Origin of the sequence: Glaciihabitans sp. GrIS 2.15, assembly GCF_035984695.1 — a bacterium.
GTDB lineage: Bacteria > Actinomycetota > Actinomycetes > Actinomycetales > Microbacteriaceae > Lacisediminihabitans.
In genome coordinates this window covers 120,307-139,802 of sequence record NZ_JAXCHU010000004.1, presented here as the reverse complement: position 1 = coordinate 139,802, position 19,496 = coordinate 120,307, and the positions used below count along the sequence as shown (strand labels likewise).

Sequence of the window (19,496 nt, the reverse complement as noted above, 5' to 3'; positions counted from 1 at the left end):
ACATGGCGCTTCGACCCCGACTGTCCGACATTCTTAAAATCCGCGGGGCGGTGAAGTGGTACCGGGTGTCTGCGTACGTCACCGGCACCCTACTGCTTCTGCTGGTGCTCGAAATGGTGTTGAAGTACACGCCCATCCAGCGGGAGATCGAGCTCGGTGGTTCACAGGGCGTATTGGCGCTCGTGCCCGACGGCACGGTGCGAGCGGTCAACCTGTCGACGGGCATCCTCATCGCCCATGGCTGGTTGTACGTGGTCTATCTCTTCGCCGACTTCCGCCTGTGGAGTTTCATGCGTTGGCCGTTTCTGCGGTTCATCCAGATCGCCCTCGGTGGCGTCGTACCTTTCTTGTCTTTCATCGTCGAACACTTCATCACGCGTCGCGTGCGCCGTGAGCTCGCCGAGCTCGAACAGGCCGTTCCGGCTTCGGCCACCCCCTCGGAGGTAACGAATCATTAGTACGGCACGCAGTGAGACCGATCATCAGCCCGTACTCGTTATCGATTTCGGTGCGCAGTACGCCCAACTGATCGCTCGGCGGGTGCGCGAAGCCAACGTCTACTCGGAGATCGTGCCGCACACGATCACGGCGGCAGAGGTCGCCGCTCTCAACCCCGCTGGCATTGTTCTCAGCGGAGGTCCGTCGAGCGTGTACGAGCCCGGCTCGCCGACTCTCGATCCGGGCATCCTGAAGCTCGGCATCCCGACCCTCGGTATCTGCTACGGCTTCCAGGTGATGGCCAAGCAGCTGGGGGGCGAGGTCGCCAACACTGGGCTGCGCGAATACGGCTCCACCGCCGTTACCCTTGCCGCCGGAAGGTCGACGCTGCTCGGTGACCAGCCGACCGATCAGACCACCTGGATGAGCCACGGCGACTCGGTGTCGAAGGCGCCGGAGGGCTTCACCGTGCTCGCCTCGAGCGCGTCGACCCCGGTCGCGGCTTTCGCGAGCGATGAGAAGCGGATGTACGGGGTGCAGTGGCATCCGGAAGTCAAGCACTCCGAGTTCGGACAGCGCGTGCTCGAGAACTTCCTGCACGATGCGGCGGGCATCCCGGCCGACTGGAACAGCGGGAGCGTGATCGCCGAACAGGTGGACCGCATCCGTGCGCAGGTCGGGTCGGCGCGGGTGATCTGTGGACTCTCCGGCGGCGTCGACTCCGCCGTCGCCGCAGCGATCGTGCATAGGGCGGTCGGCGACCAGCTGGTCTGCATCTTCGTGGACCACGGCCTGCTGCGCCAGGACGAACGCCGCCAGGTCGAGGAAGATTATGTCGCCTCCACCGGTGTGCGGCTCGTCACCGTCGACGCCGTCGATCAGTTCCTCGACGCCCTTGCTGGCGTGACCGATCCGGAGACCAAGCGCAAGATCATCGGGCGCGAATTCATCCGCTCCTTCGAGGCCGCGGCCGCCGATCTCGTGGCCGAAGCGGCGGGGGATGGCGCGTCGATCGACTTCCTCGTGCAGGGCACGCTCTACCCGGATGTCGTCGAGTCGGGCGGCGGAACGGGAACCGCAAACATCAAGAGCCACCATAACGTGGGCGGACTTCCGGAAGACCTGCAGTTTGCGCTCGTCGAGCCGCTGCGCGCGCTCTTCAAGGACGAGGTGCGGGCGATTGGGCGGGAGCTCGGACTGCCGGAGGTCATCGTGGGCCGCCAGCCGTTCCCGGGGCCGGGCCTCGGCATCCGCATCGTTGGCGAGGTCACGCGCGATCGTCTGGAACTGCTGCGGTCCGCGGATGCGATCGCTCGCGCCGAACTCACCGCAGCCGGTCTCGACCAGGAGATCTGGCAGTGCCCGGTCGTGCTGCTGGCCGATGTGCGATCCGTGGGTGTGCAGGGAGACGGCCGCACCTACGGGCATCCGATCGTGCTGCGCCCGGTGTCATCGGAAGACGCGATGACCGCGGACTGGACTCGACTGCCGTACGACGTGCTCGCGCGCATCTCCACCCGCATCACGAATGAGGTCGCCGGGGTGAACCGCGTGGTGCTCGATGTGACGTCGAAGCCGCCGGGCACTATCGAGTGGGAGTAGAGCGCCGTTCGCGCTCCCGCCCTTTGCGCCTCCGCCTTTCACGCCTCCGTCTTTCACACCTCCGCCGCGACGAGTGACACCCGCGCCCAAAAGTTCGGGCGCGGGTGTCACTCGCGGGCGCGCGCGGGGTAGCGGCGCAGAAGCGCGACCAGGCTAGCGGCGCAGAAGCGCGAGCAGGCGCAGGATCTCGAGGTAGAGCCAGACGACGGTGACCATGATGCCGAAGGCGGCGGTCCAGCCGTAGATACGCGGCGCACCACGCTTTACTCCGGTTTGGATGCTGTCGAAGTCGAGCACGAGCGAGTACGCGGCCATGATGATGACCAGGACCCCCAGCACTACCCCGAACGGCAGGCCACCGAGGAAGGGGATCGGGGTGCTCCGCAGTCCGAAGGCGTCGGAACTAGCACCGGTCGCCATGAGGATGAAGTTGACGAGCGAGAACGCGCCGTAACCCACCATGGCGATCAGGAACACCTTGGTGGCCTTCTTCGATGCGCGGATCTTGCCGCTGGCAAAGAGGGCGAAGGTGACCGCGACGACAATTAGAGTTCCGAGAACTGCCTGCACCGCGATGCCGCTGTACCGCGTCGTCTCAAAGAATTGGGTGATCCCGCCGACAAAGATTCCCTCGACCGCGGCGTAGCTGAGTACGAGCGCAGGAGACGGCTTCTTCTTGAAGATATTCACCAGGGCGAGCACGAAGCCGACGAGTGCCGCCGGAAGTGCGAGCACCGGCAAGAACCAGCCGACCGCGGCACCCACGAGCAGGATCACGAAGGAGGTGACGATCTTCACCATCGTGTCTTCGTAGGTCATGCGATCGGTGTCCGAGGGGGTCGCAGAGGGCACGCTGTAGAGGTCGGTGAGCTGGGCCGCCGTCATACCCTCGGTCGACACAGCGGGAGTCGCGCCAGCCTGCAGTTTCGCGGCGACGTCGCGATTTGACGAGAACGCAGGGGAACGATTGAATGCCGGGTTTGAGGAAGCCATGCCTCAGAGTTTACCGGGCGGGGCATCCGAAATGCTGGGGATTCACCCGCTATGGCTCCGCTCTGGGCGTATCGTGACCCGCTTGACCTGCGACTGCGCCAGCACTCGGGCGATCCACGCGGATGCCACGACCACCAGGAGCGAAACGACGACCACGATCGCACCGTTCCCGTACTGAGGATAAAGCTGGGCCAGGATGAGGCCACTCGCCAGGGGAAGCAGGGTCGCGAGGTAGCTGCGGCCGGGCCGCTGCCGCACAAGCAGCCAGAAGGCGAGGGGAAGAACGAGAAGCGCTGCGGCCACGGAGCCGAGAAGCAGCGCACCGACGAGAAGAGCACTGGGCACCGCAACCGCCGCGCGGCGAGCACCCCGTGCCGGCAGGATCGCCCAGCCCGCGATGTGAGCGACGAATCCGATCACGATCAGGTAGTCCGCATAAGCGGATCCGGCCTGGAGTACGAGTGCGCCGCCCAGGATGAGGGCAATCGCGCCGAGATAGCGGGGCCGATAGCGGCCCCAGCGCAGCGGAAGCAGGGAAGCCGGCTCCCGCCAGCCGATGCGCGTCGCCACGCGCTCAGCCCCGCGGGGAGAAGAGAGCGATCGCCACAATGATGATCAGTACACCGCCGCCCACGGCCATGACGATGCCGAGCACGAGGGCGACATCCACCCGCTTGCGGGGCAGGGGTTCATCATCGGACGGTGCGTCCGGTCGGATCGCCGCTGGTATCGGTTCGGCTTCTGCGACCGAGTCGGCCTGTGCGCCCGACCCCGGCGTCACGGCACCCTCATCGGTCGGCCCCACCGCCTCCCCGCAGGCGATGCAGAACTTCCAGCCCGGATCGAGCGCAGCGTTACAGTTCGTGCATTTCCCCATGGGCACGAGAGTAGCAAGTCCGCGAGTCGCGGCTCCGGCATCCCGTACCGTTGGCACGTGACTTCCTCGCCTCCCCTCGTCATCGGTCATCGCGGGGCGAGCGGCTACCGTCCCGAGCACACCCGGTCGGCCTATCTGCTCGCCTTCGAGCAGGGAGTGGATGCCGTGGAGCCCGACCTCGTTGCCTCAAAGGATCGTGTGCTCGTGATCCGCCACGAGAACGAGATCTCGGGAACGACCGATGTGGGCTCGCTCCCGCAGTTCGCAGACCGTCAAAGAACGAAGGTGATCGATGGGCAGAGCCTCAGCGGCTGGTTCACCGAGGACTTCACCTGGGCGGAGCTCGCCACCCTACGGGCGACCGAGCGGCTTCCCCGGGTGCGTCCCGGCAATACGAAGTTTCCGGCTGAGGGCATCCTGAGACTGGTCGACCTCCTTGAATTGCTCGAAGTGGCCCCTCTGAACGCGCTCGGCGGTCGGATCGGCATGGTTGCCGAGATTAAGCACGCGAGCTATTTCGCATCGATCGGCCTGCCCCTCGACGAACTCTTCGCGGCCGAGCTCAATGCCGCAGGCTGGAGCGGCGACGACCGACTCACGGTCGAATGCTTCGAGGAGACCGCGCTGCAGCAGATCCGCGAGCGGGGGATCCGGGCGCGCTACGTGTTCCTGGTGGACGCCGAGGGCGCCCCGGCCGACCAGGTGGCGAAGTGGGGCACCGCCGCGCGCAGCTACGAGTCCTACCTCACCGTGGAAGGGATGGCGGCCCTCGCCCTGTTCGTGGACGGCATCAGTGTCGACAAGCACATCCTGCAGGCGAGGGATGCCGCGGGCTCAGCGACCGGCGTCGAGCTAGTCGCGCGCGCCCATGCGGCCGGGCTCACCGTCTTTTGCTGGACGCTGCGGGCAGAGAACAGGTTCCTGCCGAAGGCGCTGAGGCTCGGGGCATCCGCGCGCCAGTTCGGCGACTGGATGGCCGAGTTTCTCGAGCTGACGGGCATGGGGATTGACGGGGTGTTCTCCGACCAGCCCGACCTCGCGATCGAGGCAAGAACAGCGTTGCTCGACACCGCAGGGGAGACGAACTAGTCCAACGGGCAGCCGCCACTCAACCGGAGCCGGCTCGCTAACGGCCGCCGACAGGCTCCGTCAGCAACGCCCGGGCCGCGAGCCCGATCACCGCGCTGTAGGTGGGATATGCGAACTTCACGTTCGCGAGGGTGGCGACATCGATGCCGGCGGCCATGGCGGTGGTCACCGACTGCACCACCTCGATCGCGTTCTCTCCGACGGCGTGAGCGCCAAGGATCAACTCGCGTCGACGATCGGCGATGAGCATGAGGAAGCCGCGCTCGCGATCGTCGATCACGGCCCGGTCGAGGGTCGAGTAGTCGACCCGGGCGACGACGCACTGGGGATCGCGCTCGCGGGCCTGTGCTTCGGTGAGCCCGACACCGGCATAGTCCGGATCGGTGAAGCCACCGGCGGGTAGCAGCAGATGGGGAGTGCGGCGGTTCGCATCGAGCACTGCATTCTCTGCGGCCGCCTCCCCTTCGAAGTGCGCGGCCTGCACGAGCATGTCGGTTCCGTTCGCGTCGCCCACAGCGAAGATATGCGGTACGACGGTACGAAAATACTGGTTCACCGGGATCGCCGACCGGGCCGGTGTGATCCCTGCGTTTTCGAGGCCGAGGTCGTCGACGTCCGCTGGCCAGCCGGTCGCCATGATCACGGCATCGAAGGAGCCGGATGCCTCGACACCAGCCTCCCGCCAGCGAAGCGTGATCGACCCGTCGTCGGCGCGCGAGAGGCCGTCGACCCCATCCACGCCGGTGCGCACGGTTACCCCCTGTTGCACGAAGGCCTCGCTCACCGCCTCGCCGATGGCCGCATCCGAGGCCATGAGAAGGCGCGGCGCGACATCCAACACGGTGACTGCGCTGCCGAAGGAGCTGAACACCGTCACGAGCTGCGCGCCGGTGTTGCCGGCGCCGATCACGGCGAGACGAGCGGGTAGCTCTGGCAGGGACAGCACGTCTTCCGGCACGGTCGCGAGCTCGGCCCCCGGGATGGGAAGGCGCCGCGAGTGCCCGCCGACGCAGATGATCACCGAGTCGGCGGTGACAACGCGGCCGCTGTCGAGCACGAGCGTGTTGGCGTCGGAGAAGCGCGCCCGCCCCTCGAGCACCAACTCGATTCCGGCGGCGGTAAAGCGCTCGGCCTCCGCTTTAATCGACCGCACCCGATCGACGGTGCGCGTCACCCTGGCTACGGTCGCCTGCCAGTCAATCGACTGCTCGGTGAGGATGATGCCCCACGACCCCGCCGTGCGCATCTCGCGGGTGATGCGCGCGGTGCGGGCGAGAACACGGGTGGGAACACAGCCGGTATTCACGCAGGTGCCTCCGGTGCGGCTCGCTTCAAGCACGGCAACGCGCGCGCCGAGTTCGGCGGCTCGCAGGGCGGCAGCGGTCCCGGCGGGGCCGGCTCCGATCACGACGAGGTCGAAATCACGATCGGATACAAATTGCGGCACGGTTCTCTCCCGGGTAGGTTCTCAGGCTAGGGGAGCACAGGCGACACTCTGCCTTCGATCAGCACCTATGCAGTGTCTTCCCTGCCTCGCATCCGGTGTCGGAGCCCGGCTCTACACTTGAGTCCGTCATGACCTTCATCCTGGATCCGGCTGAGCCCGCCCGTTCTGAGCCGACTGACTCCCCACTACTTGCGGGACTCAACCCACAGCAGCGCGAAGCGGTCGAATACCGCGGTCACGCGCTGCTGATCGTCGCGGGCGCGGGATCCGGCAAGACGAGCGTGCTCACCCGGCGCGTGGCGAGCCTCATTGAGTCGCAGGATGCCTGGCCGTCGCAGATCCTCGCCATCACCTTCACCAACAAGGCAGCGGCCGAGATGCGCGAGCGGGTAGAGGCCATCCTCGGGCAGGCAGCCCAAGGCATGTGGATCTCGACTTTCCACTCCGCCTGTGTTCGCATTCTTCGCCGGGAAGCCGAGCACTTCGGCTTTGGCAAGAATTTCACGATTTATGACTCGGCAGACTCCCGGGCGCTGATCAAACGGATCATCAAGGACCTGGATGCTGACACCTTCGGCTTCACCGTCTCGAGTGTGGCCGGCAAGATTTCCAAGCTCAAGAACGAGCTGAACGACGTGGAGTCCTACGCGCGCGGTGCGAACTTCAACGATCCGCAGGAGAGGGTCTTCCTCGATATCTTCCGCGAATACACGCGCAGCCTGCAGAGCGCCAATGCCTTCGACTTCGACGACCTCATCGGCCAGACGGTGTATCTGTTCCGGGCCTTCCCGCAGGTCGCGGCGCTCTACCAGCGACGCTTCCGGCACATTCTGGTCGACGAGTACCAAGACACCAACCATGCCCAGTACTCGCTGATCCGGGAGCTGACCCAGCCGCCGCGTACCGACCTGCTGGGAGGGGCGACGGGGTTCGATGGCTCTCTTCTGAGCAACCCGACGAAGCACCTCGAGCCCGCGTCGCTGACGGTAGTCGGCGACTCCGACCAGTCCATCTACGCGTTTCGCGGTGCGGACATCCGCAACATCGTGGAGTTCGAGCGCGACTTCCCGAGCTCCAAGGTTGTGCTGCTCGAGCAGAATTATCGCTCGACGCAAAACATCTTGAGCGCCGCGAATGCCGTGATCTCGAACAACTTCGACCGCAAAGACAAGAAGCTCTTCACGACTGTCGGCGATGGCGACAAGATCGTCGGCTTCACCGGCTATAGCCAGCACGATGAGGCCCAGTTCATCGCGGACGAGATCACCGAGTTGCACTCCACCGGCAATATCGAGTACCGCGACATCGCCGTCTTCTACCGCACCAACGCCCAGACCAGGGCGCTGGAAGAGATCTTTATTCGCTCAGCGCTCCCCTACCGGGTGCTCGGCGGCACGAAGTTCTACGAGCGTGCCGAGATCAAGGATGCCTTCGGCTACCTCATCGCGATCGCGAATCCGGCCGACCCGATGGCGCTGCGCCGCATCCTGAACACCCCGAAGCGCGGCATCGGCGGCGTCACCGAGGCCACCCTGCAGCGCTATGCCGAGACGCACGAGATCACCCTGCGCGAATCGCTTCGGCACGCGGACGAAATGAGTTTCGGCCCCAAGATCACCGGCGCCATTCTGGGACTCGGTGTGATTCTCGACGAGGTCGCGCTCACTTCGGACACGGCCACGGTCGCCGACATCCTCACCGCCCTCATCGCCAAGACCGGACTCGTGGAGGTGCTCCGGGCTTCCCGCGACCCGCAGGATGAGGCCCGCGCCGAGAACATCGAGGAACTCGTGGCGGTGACTAAGGAATTCAACAAGAACAACCCAGAAGGCACCCTGCTCGACTTCCTCACCGAGACCTCACTCGTGGCCGCGGCCGATGACATCGACGACTCGAGCGGCACAGTCTCGCTGATGACCCTGCACACCGCGAAGGGCCTGGAATACGAAGCCGTATTCCTCACCGGCATCGAGGAAGACCTGCTTCCGCATCGGATGTCGGCGAACGAGCCGGGCGGACCGGCCGAGGAACGCCGCCTCTTCTACGTTGGCATCACCCGGGCGCGCCGCAAGCTCTATCTCTCCCTGGCAATGACCCGCGCGCAGTTCGGCGAAGTCTCGGTCGCGATGCCGTCGCGCTACCTGCAGGAGATCCCGCCGGAGCTCATCGACTGGCGGCAGTCGCCCGGAATGGCGACCTCCCGCGGGGGAACCCAACCGCGCGCGCTCAACGCCCGCCGCGGCGGATTCGGAGCGGAGGATGCCCCGGCCCTCGGCACCGGCTACGGATCGTCCAGCGGACCGGGGGCAACGGCTCTGGCCAGGGCGGCCCGCGCCGAGCGCGCGGCCCAGCCGAAGACGCAGTGGGCAAACCGGGTGACGAACGTGGTGCGGGACAACGGCGACCTCACGCTTGCCATCGGCGACCGCATCCGTCATATCGATTTCGGCGACGGTCGAGTGACGGCGGTCACCGGTATCGGGCCAAAGTCGATCGCCGAGGTACAGTTCGACACCGCCGGTCGCAAGCGGCTGCTGATCAAATTGGCTCCCATCGAGAAGCTGTAATTTTCTGCAGCGCTACTCGAACGGTCAGCTCGAAGTCAGCGGCGTGTATGCACCCCACGACCCGTGTGAGTGACCATCCTGTTCGGGGGTTGCTCCGCCACCGAGAAGATTGCGAGCGAGCTGGGCTCCCGCATCCAGTAGCTCGTCGAGGGCCGTCGAGAGGTCCTCGTCGGTGACGACGCGATCCTGCTCTGCCGCAGACAGCACGGCTCGACGCACCAGTTCTTTGGCGAAGGATCCGGTCGTCTCGACCGCGCGGTCGGCAGCGGCATCGATCGCCCGCGGGGAGAAGGGCAGGCCACTGGCATAGTGCCGGAACAGACGCCGGCGGGAGCCCACGTCGGGTAGCGGGATCTCGACCGCCAAGTCGACGCGCCCGGGGCGCTCCGCCAGCGCCCGTTCAAGCACCTGAACGCGGTTCGTCGTCAGGATGAACGTGACGTCGGCATCCCCGTCAAGGCCGTCGAGCGCGTCGAGCACAGCGAAGAGGAGCGGCTGGGGTCCGTGCATTCCACGCTCGGAAGCAACAAGGTCCACATCCTCAAGCACGACGATCGCGGGCTGCATGGCCCGCGCGAGCTCGGCAGCCTGTGTGATGAACTGAATGCTCGATCCGGTGAGAAGCACCGCTGTCGTCCCTGGAGTGCGCGAGAGCAGATGACGCACCGTGAGCGTTTTGCCCGTGCCGGGAGGCCCGTACAGCAATACGCCGCGCTTGAGATGTTGTCCCGCAGCGAGCAGGCGTTCGCGCTGCTCACCGATGCCGACGACATGGCGAACCACGGTCTCGAGCACACCGGGCGGAAGAACCACGTCATCCGCTTCGACCGTGGGTCGGTGGAGGAAGGTGGCGCCGGCGGAGGAGTTGCCGTATTCGTTTCCGGTGAATGACAGCACCTTGCCCCGCAACACGCTCAGACTCAGCACCAGTCGGGAGAACTCATCGAGGAATCTCGACGAGGTCTCGGTGTCGAGGGAAAGGATCTCGAGTTGCGCTCCAACGCGACCGAACTGCGGTTGGGCCGCCCGCTCGAGCACGACGACGGGTCGTCCCTCGAAGAGGATGCGGTGCAGACCAAAGGCGATCACCCGACGCGTTGTCTCCGGGCCATCCGCGATCGAGAGGTAGTCGATCGGTGCGGGGGAGAAGCGACTGTGGGGGCTGAAAAGTAGTTCGGAGAGCGAGAGGTGCTCGCGCTGTTGGCCGCCGCTGACGCCGACGGGCGGCTGTTCGGAGTCACGGCCAAGCTCGGCAAGCGCCAGGTCGGCGTCGACGAGTCGGTGCGCCGGGAGCCCGTGGGTGATTGCCGGCAGGGTGGCGATGTCGGCTCCGAGGAAGTCCTGCACGATCACACCGAGCGGCGTGAGATCGCTCGATTCGACAGCGGCCTGGTTGACGACTTCAGACATGAACCGCTGGAACGTGGAGAGAAACTCGCGTGTGATGTCGTCCATCGTCACAGGCTAGTCGCGTGAACCACGCGATCGTCAGGGAATAGTTCGGGGGGCTCCCCCGTTGCTGAGTCGGTACCTGTTCCCGTTCAGAAAGAAATACTGTGCAACTCTTCGCGCCCGTCAGCCTCGGGGCCCTTGCCCTCACCAACCGCGTCGTCATGGCGCCCCTCACCCGCCTGCGTGCGGGTGAAGCCGGGATCCCGAACGACCTGCTCGTCGAGCACTATCGCCAGCGAGCCACCACCGGCCTCATCGTGACCGAAGGTACCTTCACGAGCCAAGTCAGCCGTGCGTATCCTGGTCAGCCCGGCATCGTGACCGCCGAACAGATCGCCGGCTGGCGCCGGGTCACCGACGCGGTACACGCCGAGGGCGGCGTCATTGTGATGCAGCTCATGCACGGCGGCCGCGTGACGCACCCCGAGATCAACGGGGGACTCACCCCGGTGGCTCCGAGTGCGATCGCCATCGACGGCGAGACGCACACGCCCCTCGGAAAGAAGCGGTTCGCCGAGCCTCGTGCCCTGAAGACCGACGAACTCCCGGGTGTGACAGCGGAGATCGTGCAGGCCGCCCGTAATGCGATCGAGGCCGGATTCGACGGCGTCGAGGTGCACTCCGCCAACGGATACCTGCTGCATGAGTTCCTCTCGCCGGTGTCCAACGTGCGCACCGACTCCTACGGCGGCTCTCCCGCGAATCGTGCCCGCCTCGGGATCGAGACCGTCACGGCCGTGGCAGAGGCGATCGGGGCGGATCGGGTGGGCATCCGTATCTCGCCCTCGCACAACATCCAGGACGTCTTCGAAACGGATGAGACGGAGACCAAGGCAACCTACGACGCGCTGATCGACGGCATTGCCCCGCTCGGCCTCGCCTACCTCAGCGTGCTTCACCGCGACCCGGCGGGTGAGCTCGTGCAGGACCTGCGCGCCCGTTTTGGCGGGCCGCTCATGGCCAACAGCGGATTCGGCCAACTGACCACCCGCGCCGAGGCGATGGAATTCGTGCGCGATGACTTGGCGGATGTTGTGGCCGTCGGCCGCCAGGTAATCGCAAACCCCGACCTCGTGGCCCGCTGGCGCCACGACCGTGAGCTCAACGAGCCGAATCCGAGTACCTTTTATAGCCAAGGCGCCGAGGGTTACATCGACTATCCGGCGCTCGCGAGCTGAGTCCTCAGCCGGGGTAGTCTCCATTACATGAGTGAAAATCTGATAGTGCCCCCGGGAGTCTTCTCGGGCGGCGCCATCGCAGCCCTCGCCGTGGGAGTGATGTCGATCGCGTCGTTCCAGTTTCTGCCTGTGGCAACTCTCCCGTTCGGTGTGGCCGCGCTGGTGCTCGGCCTTGTTTCCCGGCGTGCGCTCAGGGCTGATCCCTCCCTGCGAGGCGCCCGGCTCTCGCTCGCGGGTTTCATCCTCGGCATCGTGGGGATGTTTCTGGGCGGAGCGGTGCCCGTGCTGCTCATGCTCCTCTGGAGGTTCTTCGGCTGGGGCGACTGACCCGGCCGTCAGCGGAGCCGTCCAAGCAGATGGTTCTTCGGCCAGTGCCGAAGTCGCGCGGGAAGATGCGGGTAGAGGTGAGCGGTGACATCCATCATGCGATCGAAGCGACGCTGGCGGCGGTCACTCCACGGCAGCGCGTAGGCCTCGCGCAGCGCGGGCGGCAGCAGGCCGGCGGTGGCGAGTCGGGCGACCGGCATCATCGCGCGCATCCACAATGGACCGGAGGCCGGGTGAAGCACCTGCGCTCCGACCTCGCGCACCCGGTCATCGACTTCGAGCCTAACCAGTTGCGCGCGCCAATAGCGATCGAAGGCCTCCCGGTCGGCCGGCCAGAGGGCGGAAGGCATGCCGAGAGCCGTGCCGACGACCGCGTAGTCCCGGTACACGGCGTCGGCGGATGCCTCGTCGAGAGGCCCGAATATGCGTGCGTGCAGCGTGGCCGCTGTGTCGTAGAGCGTGGCGGCGACCCACAGTTGGAGCACGGCATCCGAGGCGTCGTAGGTCTCCGAACGCACGGGCGCATGGGCATGGTGCACCATCGAGCGCACGGTCGCGACCTGCTCGTGGGTGCCGAAGACGAGGGCGTAGACGTAGCTGAGCGTGTTGCGTAGTCGGCGCAACGGGTCGGCGGCGAAGTCGCTGTGGTCGGCCACGGCGTGACCGACGGCCGGGTTGGCCAGCTGCAGCAGGATGGCACGCCCGCCGCCCGCGAGCAACGCGGCTTCCGCTCCGATATCGCGGAGCCCGAGGACGGTGTGTGCCACGGTCCCATTGTGCAGGGTGCGTGCCGGGCGTGTGCCGGGTGCGTATGCCGAGTGTCGCCGGGCTCTTGCTTGCCGGGTGTCGCCGGGCCTCTTGCATGCCGGGCGCATGCCGGCGTCGCGTGGCCGCACGAGTTCGTGCGCGTGCCGCCGTGCCGCGTCGCTCCCGGTGGCGGGTGGCGGGTGGCCGGTGGCCGGTGGCGGGTGGCCGGTGGCCGGTGGCGGGTGGCCGGTGGCCGGTGGCCCGTGGCCGGTGGCGGAGATTCTGTAGCAAATGCAGGACCGGGTGCGAAAAGTCGACCCCTGTGGTCAACATCCGTCCCTCTAGTAACGCGTAGTCCTGCATTTCGTGCGCGATTTCGTAAGCGGTGGGCGCTCGGGGCGAGTCGGGGGACGGCACCGCCCACGAGGGGGTGGGTTGGATGCGACGGGGCGCGGCGCACCGCGCACACGGGTGCCCGGCCACCCACCCGACCGCCAGCACGCAAGAACCGGCAAAGTTTCCCTGATGCGCACACGGGCTCGGCCGAACCCCGTGAGCGGCCGGGGGTAGAGTTCTTTTTGGCCCAAATATCTTGACGTCAAGCTATCTCGACGTCGAGATACCCGCCGCCCATCAGCCAGACGAACTGCGGATTGGATACATGCAGCGTGGATCTATTTGAGTATCAGGCCCGAGACATCTTCGAATCCTACGGAGTGCCGGTACTCGCCGGCATCATCGCCGATACGCCGAAGGAAGTGCGCGCCGCAGCCGAGAGGCTCGGTGGCACGGTTGTCGTCAAGGCCCAGGTGAAGGCCGGCGGACGTGGCAAGGCCGGCGGCGTGAAAGTTGCTCACAACCCGGATGACGCGGCTGCGGCATCCGAGACCATCTTCGGCCTCGATATCAAGGGTCTCACCGTCAAGCGCGTCATGGTCGCCGCCGGAGCCCGCATCAAGGAGGAGTACTACTTCTCCGTTCTGCTCGACCGGGCGAATCGCAGCTACCTCTCGCTCTCCAGCTACGAGGGCGGAATGGAGATCGAGGAGCTCGCCGTCGAGCGCCCGGAGGCGCTGGCCCGTATTGAGGTCGACCCTCTGGTGGGCATCGATCTGGCCAAGGCCACCGAGATTGCGATCGCTGCGAAGTTCCCGGCCGAAATCGTCGCAAAGGTCGCCCCCGTCTTCGTGAAGCTCTACGCGGTTTACACGGGCGAGGATGCCACGCTCGTCGAGGTCAACCCGCTCGTGCTCACCGAAGAGGGCGACATTGTCGCCCTTGACGGCAAGGTGTCACTCGACGAGAACGCGGCTTTCCGACACCCGAATCACGAGGCGCTCGTCGACTCCGGCGCCGAGGACCCGCTCGAAGCGAAGGCCAAGGCCCTCGGCCTCAACTACGTGAAGCTCGACGGCGAGGTTGGAGTGATCGGCAACGGGGCCGGGCTTGTCATGTCCACCCTCGACGTGGTCAGCTACGCGGGCGAGAACTTCGGCGGCGTGAAGCCGGCCAACTTCCTCGACATCGGCGGCGGGGCATCCGCTGAGGTGATGGCCAACGGCCTCGACGTGATTCTCGGCGACCCGCAGGTAAAGAGCGTGTTCGTCAACGTCTTCGGCGGCATCACCTCCTGCGACGCGGTGGCAAACGGGATTGTCGGAGCGCTAAAGACACTGGGTGACGCGGCATCGAAGCCCCTCGTAGTGCGACTCGACGGCAACAAGGTGGAGGAGGGCCGCGCGATCCTCGCTGACTACGCCCACCCGCTGGTGTCGCTTGCCGACACCATGGACGACGGCGCCTCCAAGGCCGCCGAACTGGCTTCGAAGTAAAGGGACAACAGAGAAATGTCGATCTTCCTCAATAAGGACTCCACGGTCATCGTGCAAGGCATCACCGGCGGTGAGGGCACCAAGCACACCGCCCTCATGCTGAAGGCCGGCACGAAGGTGGTCGGTGGGGTCAACGCCCGCAAGGCCGGAACGACCGTCCAGCACGATGGCGGTGTCAGCCTTCCCGTGTTCGGCACGGTCGCCGAGGCGATCGCTACCACCGGAGCGGATGTCTCCATCGTGTTCGTCCCTCCGGCCTTCGCGAAGGATGCCGTGCTCGAGGCCATCGCGGCCGAGATCCCGCTTGTCGTCGTGATCACCGAGGGCATCCCGATCCAGGACTCGGCCGAATTCTGGGCCACGGCACGGGCCTCGGGTAAGACGCGGATCATCGGTCCGAACTGCCCCGGCATCATCACCCCCGGTGAGTCTCTGGTGGGAATCACTCCGGCGAACATCACCGGTAAAGGTCCGATTGGCCTGGTCTCGAAGTCGGGCACTCTCACCTACCAGATGATGTACGAGCTGCGCGATCTCGGTTTCTCGACGGCGATTGGCATCGGCGGCGACCCGATCATTGGAACGACGCACATCGATGCGCTCGCCGCATTCGAGGCCGACCCCGAGACCCTGGCGATCGTGATGATCGGCGAGATCGGGGGCGACGCCGAAGAGCGCGCGGCCGATTACATCAAGGCGCATGTGACCAAGCCGGTCGTCGGTTACGTCGCCGGCTTCACCGCGCCCGAGGGTAAGACCATGGGTCACGCCGGTGCCATCGTCTCCTCCGGTGCTGGCACCGCCCAGGGGAAGAAGGAGGCCCTGGAGGCCGCCGGGGTCAAGGTCGGAAAGACGCCCAGCGAGACCGCGATGCTCATGCGCGAGGTGCTCGCGAGCCTGTAGCCGGTGCGGGAGCTCGCGCTGTAGCCGCTAGCGCGTGCCCGTGCTGTATTCCGTGCCCGCGCCCGAATCCGTGCCAGGTGCAATCGACTTGGTAGTTGTTGCGACTTGGAGCCTGCCAAAAGTCGCAACAACTACCAAGTCGATTGGGCGAGCCGCGACGAGGGGGCACGGATGGTGCGCCGGGCGGCCGTTCATCGCCGGGCACAAGGCCGCGTTGTGCCCATCCTCGGGCTGCTGGCGCGGAGTTCACAGTCGACAGCAGAAGTTATCCCCACTGGCGGGACGGCAGCCGTCGGTCTACCGTGAGATCAGCACAACTCGAGGAAGAGGGCACACCCATGAAAAAGCTCATCAATGACCCGGAAAACGTCTTAGCTGATTCTCTCGTGGGAGTCGCGGCGGCGCATCCCGAACTGAGGATTGACCATGTCAACCGCATCATCTATCGCGGTACTCCCACGAAGGCGGGCAAAGTCGCCGTGATCTCCGGCGGCGGCGCGGGCCATGAACCCCTCCACGGCGGCTTCGTCGGCTTCGGCATGCTCGATGCCGCGATCGCCGGTGAGGTGTTCACCTCCCCGACGCCCGACCAGGTGCAGGAGGCGACGAAGGTCGCCGACAGCGGCGCCGGCGTGCTCCATATCGTGAAGAACTACACGGGTGACGTGATGAACTTCGAGATGGCGGCGGAACTCGCGGATGCCGAGTCCGGCGTCACCGTCGAGACGGTAGTCGTCAACGATGATGTCGCTGTCGAGGATTCGACCTGGACCGCAGGACGTCGCGGCGTCGGCATCACCGTGTTGCTCGAGAAGATCGTGGGCGCGGCAGCGGAGGAAGGCCGCGACTTGGCGGCGGTGGGAGAGTTGGCCAGGAAGGTGAATGCATCCGGCCGCTCGATGGGCATGGCGCTCACCAGCTGCACGGTGCCTGCGGCGGGCAAACCCACCTTTGATATTCCGGACGACATGATGGAGATGGGCGTCGGCATCCACGGCGAACCCGGTCGCCACCGCGTCCCGGTTGCGCCGGCATCCGAGATCGCCAGGCAGCTCGTCGAGCCGATTCTGCATGACTTCGATTTCACCGGAAGCCCGGCGATCGTGATGCTGAACGGCATGGGTGGTTCGCCGCTCATCGAGCTGTACCTGATGTACGGGGAGGTGGCAAAGATCCTCGAGAAGGCAGGCATCACCGTCGCCCGCTCCCTCGTCGGTAATTACATCACCTCGCTCGACATGGCCGGATGCTCGGTCACGCTCCTGAAGGCAGACGACGATCTCTTGAAACTGTGGGATGCACCGGTGAATACCGCCGGCCTGCGATGGGGAGTCTAGATCCGTGGCGGCTGGCACCGTCTCACTCGAGAGGCTCGTAGCCTGGCTCTCGAGGTTCACCCAACTCGTCACCGAGAATCGCGGCTATCTCACCGAACTCGACTCTGCGATCGGCGATGCCGATCACGGATCGAACATGGCTCGGGGGATGACCGCCGTGATGGAGAAAATCGCGGCGACCCCGTCGACCGCTATCGATGCGCTGTTCAAACAGGTGGGGATGACGCTGGTGTCGTCGGTCGGCGGGGCAAGCGGCCCGCTCTACGGCACGTTTTTTCTCCGCTTCGGCACCACTGCGGGCGCCGTAACGGAACTCGATGGTGCTGCGCTCGCCGCCGCGCTGCGTGCCGGCCTTGGCGGAATCGTCGCACGCGGTAAGGCCGAACTCGGCGACAAGACCATGTTTGACGCGATGTCGCCGGCGATCGATGCGTTCGACAGCGAACTCGCGTCGGGGGCGGAGATAGCGGCCTCCGCCGCGGTCGCGTTTGCTGCGGCCGAGAGAGGCCGGGATGCCACGAAACCTCTCGTCGCCCGTAAAGGGCGTGCGAGCTACCTCGGCGATCGAAGCGCCGGTCACCTCGACCCCGGGGCGACATCCACGGCACTGCTGTTCCAGGCGCTGAGCGAAGGGCTTGCGTGATCGGACTTGTGGTCGTTTCACACAGCCCGGCACTCGCCCACGCGGCCGTCGATCTCGCACTACAGATGGTGCCGGGGGAGAAACCGGCCATCGCGATCGCCGCGGGTGCCGGGGAAGGCCTGATCGGAACGGATGCTGCCGCCGTATCCGCTGCGATCGATGAGGTCGCCTCACCGGACGGGGTGCTCGTGATCATGGATCTCGGGTCGGCCGTGATGAGCGCCGAAATGGCGCTCGATTTTCGGTCATCCCAGGCGGAGGTGAGACTGTCGAGCGCGCCGTTCGTCGAGGGGCTGCTCGCCGCAATTGTCACAGCCGCGGGCGGCGCGAGTCTTGCTGATGTCGATCGGGAGGCGCGGGGGGCTCTCGCGCCAAAGATTCAGATGCTGGGAGGGCCAGAGCCCGCGCCTGCCGATCCGGCCGCGCCCCTCGCGCCCCTCGCGCCGGAAGAGTTGCGCGCCGATCTGGTGATCGTCAATGTCGACGGCCTGCACGCCCGGCCCGCGGCGACTCTTGTGTCGACTCTTGCCGGTTTTGATGCACGACTCACCGTGGTGAACCAGCGCACGCCGCGTGCGCCGGTGGCCGCCAACAGCCTCATCGGGCTGCTCTCACTCGGGGCGAAGTCGGGGGACGTGCTGACGGTGGCCGCCTCTGGTCGGCAAGCCGCAGAAGCGCTTGCGCGGGTGACCGCAATGGTCAACGACGGTTTCGGGGAGCCAAAAGCCGACCGCACCTGAGCCCGGTGATTGCCGCTCACTGTCGCTGTTCGTGTCTCACCGGTTTGAGTCTCGCCGGCGCATCCGATGCCGACGGGAACTCGCAGCGGAACTCGCCTTCGTAACCGAAGAGGAATCCGAAAACCGGATTCACGACCTCGAGCTTCACCCGGTAGAGCTGGGCGGCGTCATCCCAGCTCTCCCGCAGGTCGGCCCGGCCGCTGAACAGCATCGGGAAGCGGAATGCTACGAAACGCCCCTCGTAAAAACGCTGCGCACCCGAGCGAAGGTGAAGGCTCCCGTCGGCCTCGACCGAGAGATCGAGGTCGACGGCGAGGTGCTGGTGGGTCCCGAGGTAGTCGAGCACCGCGCCGTTGCTCAGCACCATCGTCGCATCGAAACGGCTCGGCTTCTCGCGCATGCGGTACTCCCGCACGAAGGTCACGGTCTCTCGGCCGAATGGATCGCGGTAGGGGTAGTTCTCAATGGTGAAGGGCACATCGGTACCGACATCCGGAATGAGGATGTTGCGGATCTTGCCGATCTGCAAGAAGGGCACCGTCCACCAGGGGCCGCGTCGCACGCGGGTCATCACTCCTCGGCCGATGCAGGCGTAGCCGGAGTCGAGCCCCACTCCGAAACGCTTCCGCAGCATGGGCTGCAGTCGAGCGAAATCCTCGCCGAGCGCCTGTTCGAAGATGGATGTCACGGTGCCTCGAGGGCGTCGAGGGTGGCGGGGGCATCATCCATCACGAGTCCATTCGACGGTTTTCGTACGCAGCGGGATGCCCGAGGTCGACCGGGTTTCCAGAAAGCGAGCACTGTCCACGCTTCGGGTTCCACACCGGTCTCGGCCCAGATTCGCAATCGATCGAAGCTCCACGCGGTCATCCAGCCGACCAGCGGGCGGATCATCACACGGTCGAGCAGGCGACCCCAGCGTGGTTCGTAATCGTAGCCAGTGCTGAAAATGGTGCCGCCGTCCGAAGGGACATAGCGCCAATAGCCGCGGCCATCGCCCAGCGGGGAGAGCCGATCGAGCGTGCTGAATTTCAGCGCCGAGGTGCGGGAGCCATCGGGGCGTCGGCGTTCGCCGTTGCTCGTGCCAGTGCCAAGGATCGTATGCAAGGGCATCCGCAGCTCGTAGCGGAATCGGTACCCACCACCGTCGAGCTTTTCTAGCGGGGTGATGCGACTGAACCGCAGATCCCAACGCGGATGCTCCGACGTGTCCTGGGTCATCCGCCACACCGTCTCGAGGTCGGCTCGGATGACGGTACGAACGTAGATGGCGGCGGGGCGCATGCCACCAGCTTCTCCCAAAACGCAGGAGATCCGCCACCGA

General features: G+C 65.9%; 19 protein-coding genes. 11 read left to right on the top strand and 8 right to left on the bottom strand.

Annotation, left to right across the window (positions count from 1 at the left end; translation table 11 throughout):
* The first annotated feature begins 2 nt into the window (after positions 1-2).
* Positions 3-458 (top strand): DUF3817 domain-containing protein, encoded by a 456-nt coding sequence (locus RCH11_RS07290; protein WP_327056334.1) that lies wholly within the window; start codon positions 3-5, stop codon positions 456-458.
* A complete protein-coding gene (gene guaA, locus RCH11_RS07285; RefSeq protein ID WP_327056543.1) occupies positions 454-2,040 on the top strand; it encodes a glutamine-hydrolyzing GMP synthase in 1,587 nt (528 codons plus the stop codon). Before RCH11_RS07290 ends, guaA begins: the two co-directional genes overlap by 5 nt.
* 153 nt (positions 2,041-2,193) lie before the next feature.
* Here the strand turns inward: guaA and RCH11_RS07280 are convergent, their stop codons facing one another.
* From RCH11_RS07280 to RCH11_RS07270, 3 genes are read right to left on the bottom strand one after another with little or no spacing between them, the layout of a single operon-like run.
* Positions 2,194-3,033, bottom strand: coding sequence for a Bax inhibitor-1/YccA family protein (locus RCH11_RS07280; RefSeq protein WP_327056333.1), 840 nt, complete (start codon positions 3,031-3,033; stop codon positions 2,194-2,196).
* A 42-nt stretch (positions 3,034-3,075) separates the two neighbouring features.
* Complete coding sequence (locus RCH11_RS07275; protein WP_327056332.1) at positions 3,076-3,603, bottom strand: hypothetical protein; 528 nt, start codon at positions 3,601-3,603, stop codon at positions 3,076-3,078.
* A 4-nt stretch (positions 3,604-3,607) separates the two neighbouring features.
* Positions 3,608-3,967 (bottom strand): zinc ribbon domain-containing protein, encoded by a 360-nt coding sequence (locus RCH11_RS07270; RefSeq protein ID WP_327056331.1) that lies wholly within the window; start codon positions 3,965-3,967, stop codon positions 3,608-3,610.
* Here RCH11_RS07270 and RCH11_RS07265 point away from each other — a divergent pair, their 5' ends adjacent.
* The gene (locus tag RCH11_RS07265; protein ID WP_327056330.1) at positions 3,968-4,999 is read left to right on the top strand and encodes a glycerophosphodiester phosphodiesterase family protein; all 1,032 of its coding nucleotides are present in this window, start codon (positions 3,968-3,970) and stop codon (positions 4,997-4,999) included.
* A 37-nt stretch (positions 5,000-5,036) separates the two neighbouring features.
* Here RCH11_RS07265 and RCH11_RS07260 read toward each other — a convergent pair whose 3' ends face one another.
* On the bottom strand, positions 5,037-6,446 hold the full coding sequence (locus RCH11_RS07260) for a dihydrolipoyl dehydrogenase family protein (protein WP_327056329.1): 1,410 nt from the start codon (positions 6,444-6,446) through the stop codon (positions 5,037-5,039).
* 128 nt (positions 6,447-6,574) lie between these two features.
* Between RCH11_RS07260 and RCH11_RS07255 the strand changes: the two genes are divergently transcribed.
* Positions 6,575-9,013: an ATP-dependent helicase gene (locus RCH11_RS07255; protein ID WP_327056328.1), complete on the top strand. Its 2,439-nt coding sequence runs from the start codon at positions 6,575-6,577 to the stop codon at positions 9,011-9,013.
* 24 nt (positions 9,014-9,037) lie between these two features.
* On the opposite strand, the gene RCH11_RS07250 is transcribed toward RCH11_RS07255, so the two are convergent.
* Complete coding sequence (locus RCH11_RS07250) at positions 9,038-10,468, bottom strand: AAA family ATPase (RefSeq protein WP_327056327.1); 1,431 nt, start codon at positions 10,466-10,468, stop codon at positions 9,038-9,040.
* A 101-nt stretch (positions 10,469-10,569) separates the two neighbouring features.
* Here RCH11_RS07250 and RCH11_RS07245 point away from each other — a divergent pair, with 101 nt between their 5' ends.
* Positions 10,570-11,643 (top strand): alkene reductase, encoded by a 1,074-nt coding sequence (locus RCH11_RS07245; RefSeq protein WP_327056326.1) that lies wholly within the window; start codon positions 10,570-10,572, stop codon positions 11,641-11,643.
* Between the two features lie 27 nt (positions 11,644-11,670).
* On the top strand, positions 11,671-11,970 hold the full coding sequence (locus RCH11_RS07240; protein ID WP_327056325.1) for a hypothetical protein: 300 nt from the start codon (positions 11,671-11,673) through the stop codon (positions 11,968-11,970).
* Between the two features lie 8 nt (positions 11,971-11,978).
* On the opposite strand, the gene RCH11_RS07235 is transcribed toward RCH11_RS07240, so the two are convergent.
* The gene (locus RCH11_RS07235) at positions 11,979-12,737 is read right to left on the bottom strand and encodes an oxygenase MpaB family protein (protein WP_327056324.1); all 759 of its coding nucleotides are present in this window, start codon (positions 12,735-12,737) and stop codon (positions 11,979-11,981) included.
* Between the two features lie 648 nt (positions 12,738-13,385).
* On the opposite strand from RCH11_RS07235, the gene sucC reads away from it, so the two are divergent.
* From sucC to dhaM, 5 genes are all read left to right on the top strand, one after another.
* Positions 13,386-14,549 carry an ADP-forming succinate--CoA ligase subunit beta gene (sucC, locus tag RCH11_RS07230; protein ID WP_327056323.1) on the top strand — a complete coding sequence of 388 codons (1,164 nt, stop codon included), beginning with the start codon at positions 13,386-13,388 and terminating at the stop codon, positions 14,547-14,549.
* Positions 14,550-14,564: 15 nt separating this feature from the next.
* A complete protein-coding gene (gene sucD / locus RCH11_RS07225; RefSeq protein ID WP_327056322.1) occupies positions 14,565-15,452 on the top strand; it encodes a succinate--CoA ligase subunit alpha in 888 nt (295 codons plus the stop codon).
* A gap of 338 nt (positions 15,453-15,790) precedes the next feature.
* Positions 15,791-16,789, top strand: a complete 999-nt coding sequence (gene dhaK / locus RCH11_RS07220; protein WP_327056321.1) for a dihydroxyacetone kinase subunit DhaK — start codon at positions 15,791-15,793, stop codon at positions 16,787-16,789.
* A gap of 4 nt (positions 16,790-16,793) precedes the next feature.
* The gene (dhaL, locus tag RCH11_RS07215; RefSeq protein ID WP_327056320.1) at positions 16,794-17,432 is read left to right on the top strand and encodes a dihydroxyacetone kinase subunit DhaL; all 639 of its coding nucleotides are present in this window, start codon (positions 16,794-16,796) and stop codon (positions 17,430-17,432) included.
* Positions 17,429-18,172: a dihydroxyacetone kinase phosphoryl donor subunit DhaM gene (gene dhaM, locus RCH11_RS07210; protein WP_327056319.1), complete on the top strand. Its 744-nt coding sequence runs from the start codon at positions 17,429-17,431 to the stop codon at positions 18,170-18,172. The genes dhaL and dhaM overlap by 4 nt, the downstream gene beginning before the upstream one ends.
* 16 nt (positions 18,173-18,188) lie before the next feature.
* Here the strand turns inward: dhaM and RCH11_RS07205 are convergent, their stop codons facing one another.
* Entirely contained in the window at positions 18,189-18,860 is a 672-nt protein-coding gene (locus tag RCH11_RS07205) for a DUF4166 domain-containing protein (RefSeq protein WP_327056318.1), read from the bottom strand.
* Entirely contained in the window at positions 18,857-19,456 is a 600-nt protein-coding gene (locus RCH11_RS07200; RefSeq protein ID WP_327056317.1) for an SRPBCC family protein, read from the bottom strand. Before RCH11_RS07200 ends, RCH11_RS07205 begins: the two co-directional genes overlap by 4 nt.
* Positions 19,457-19,496: the final 40 nt, after the last annotated feature.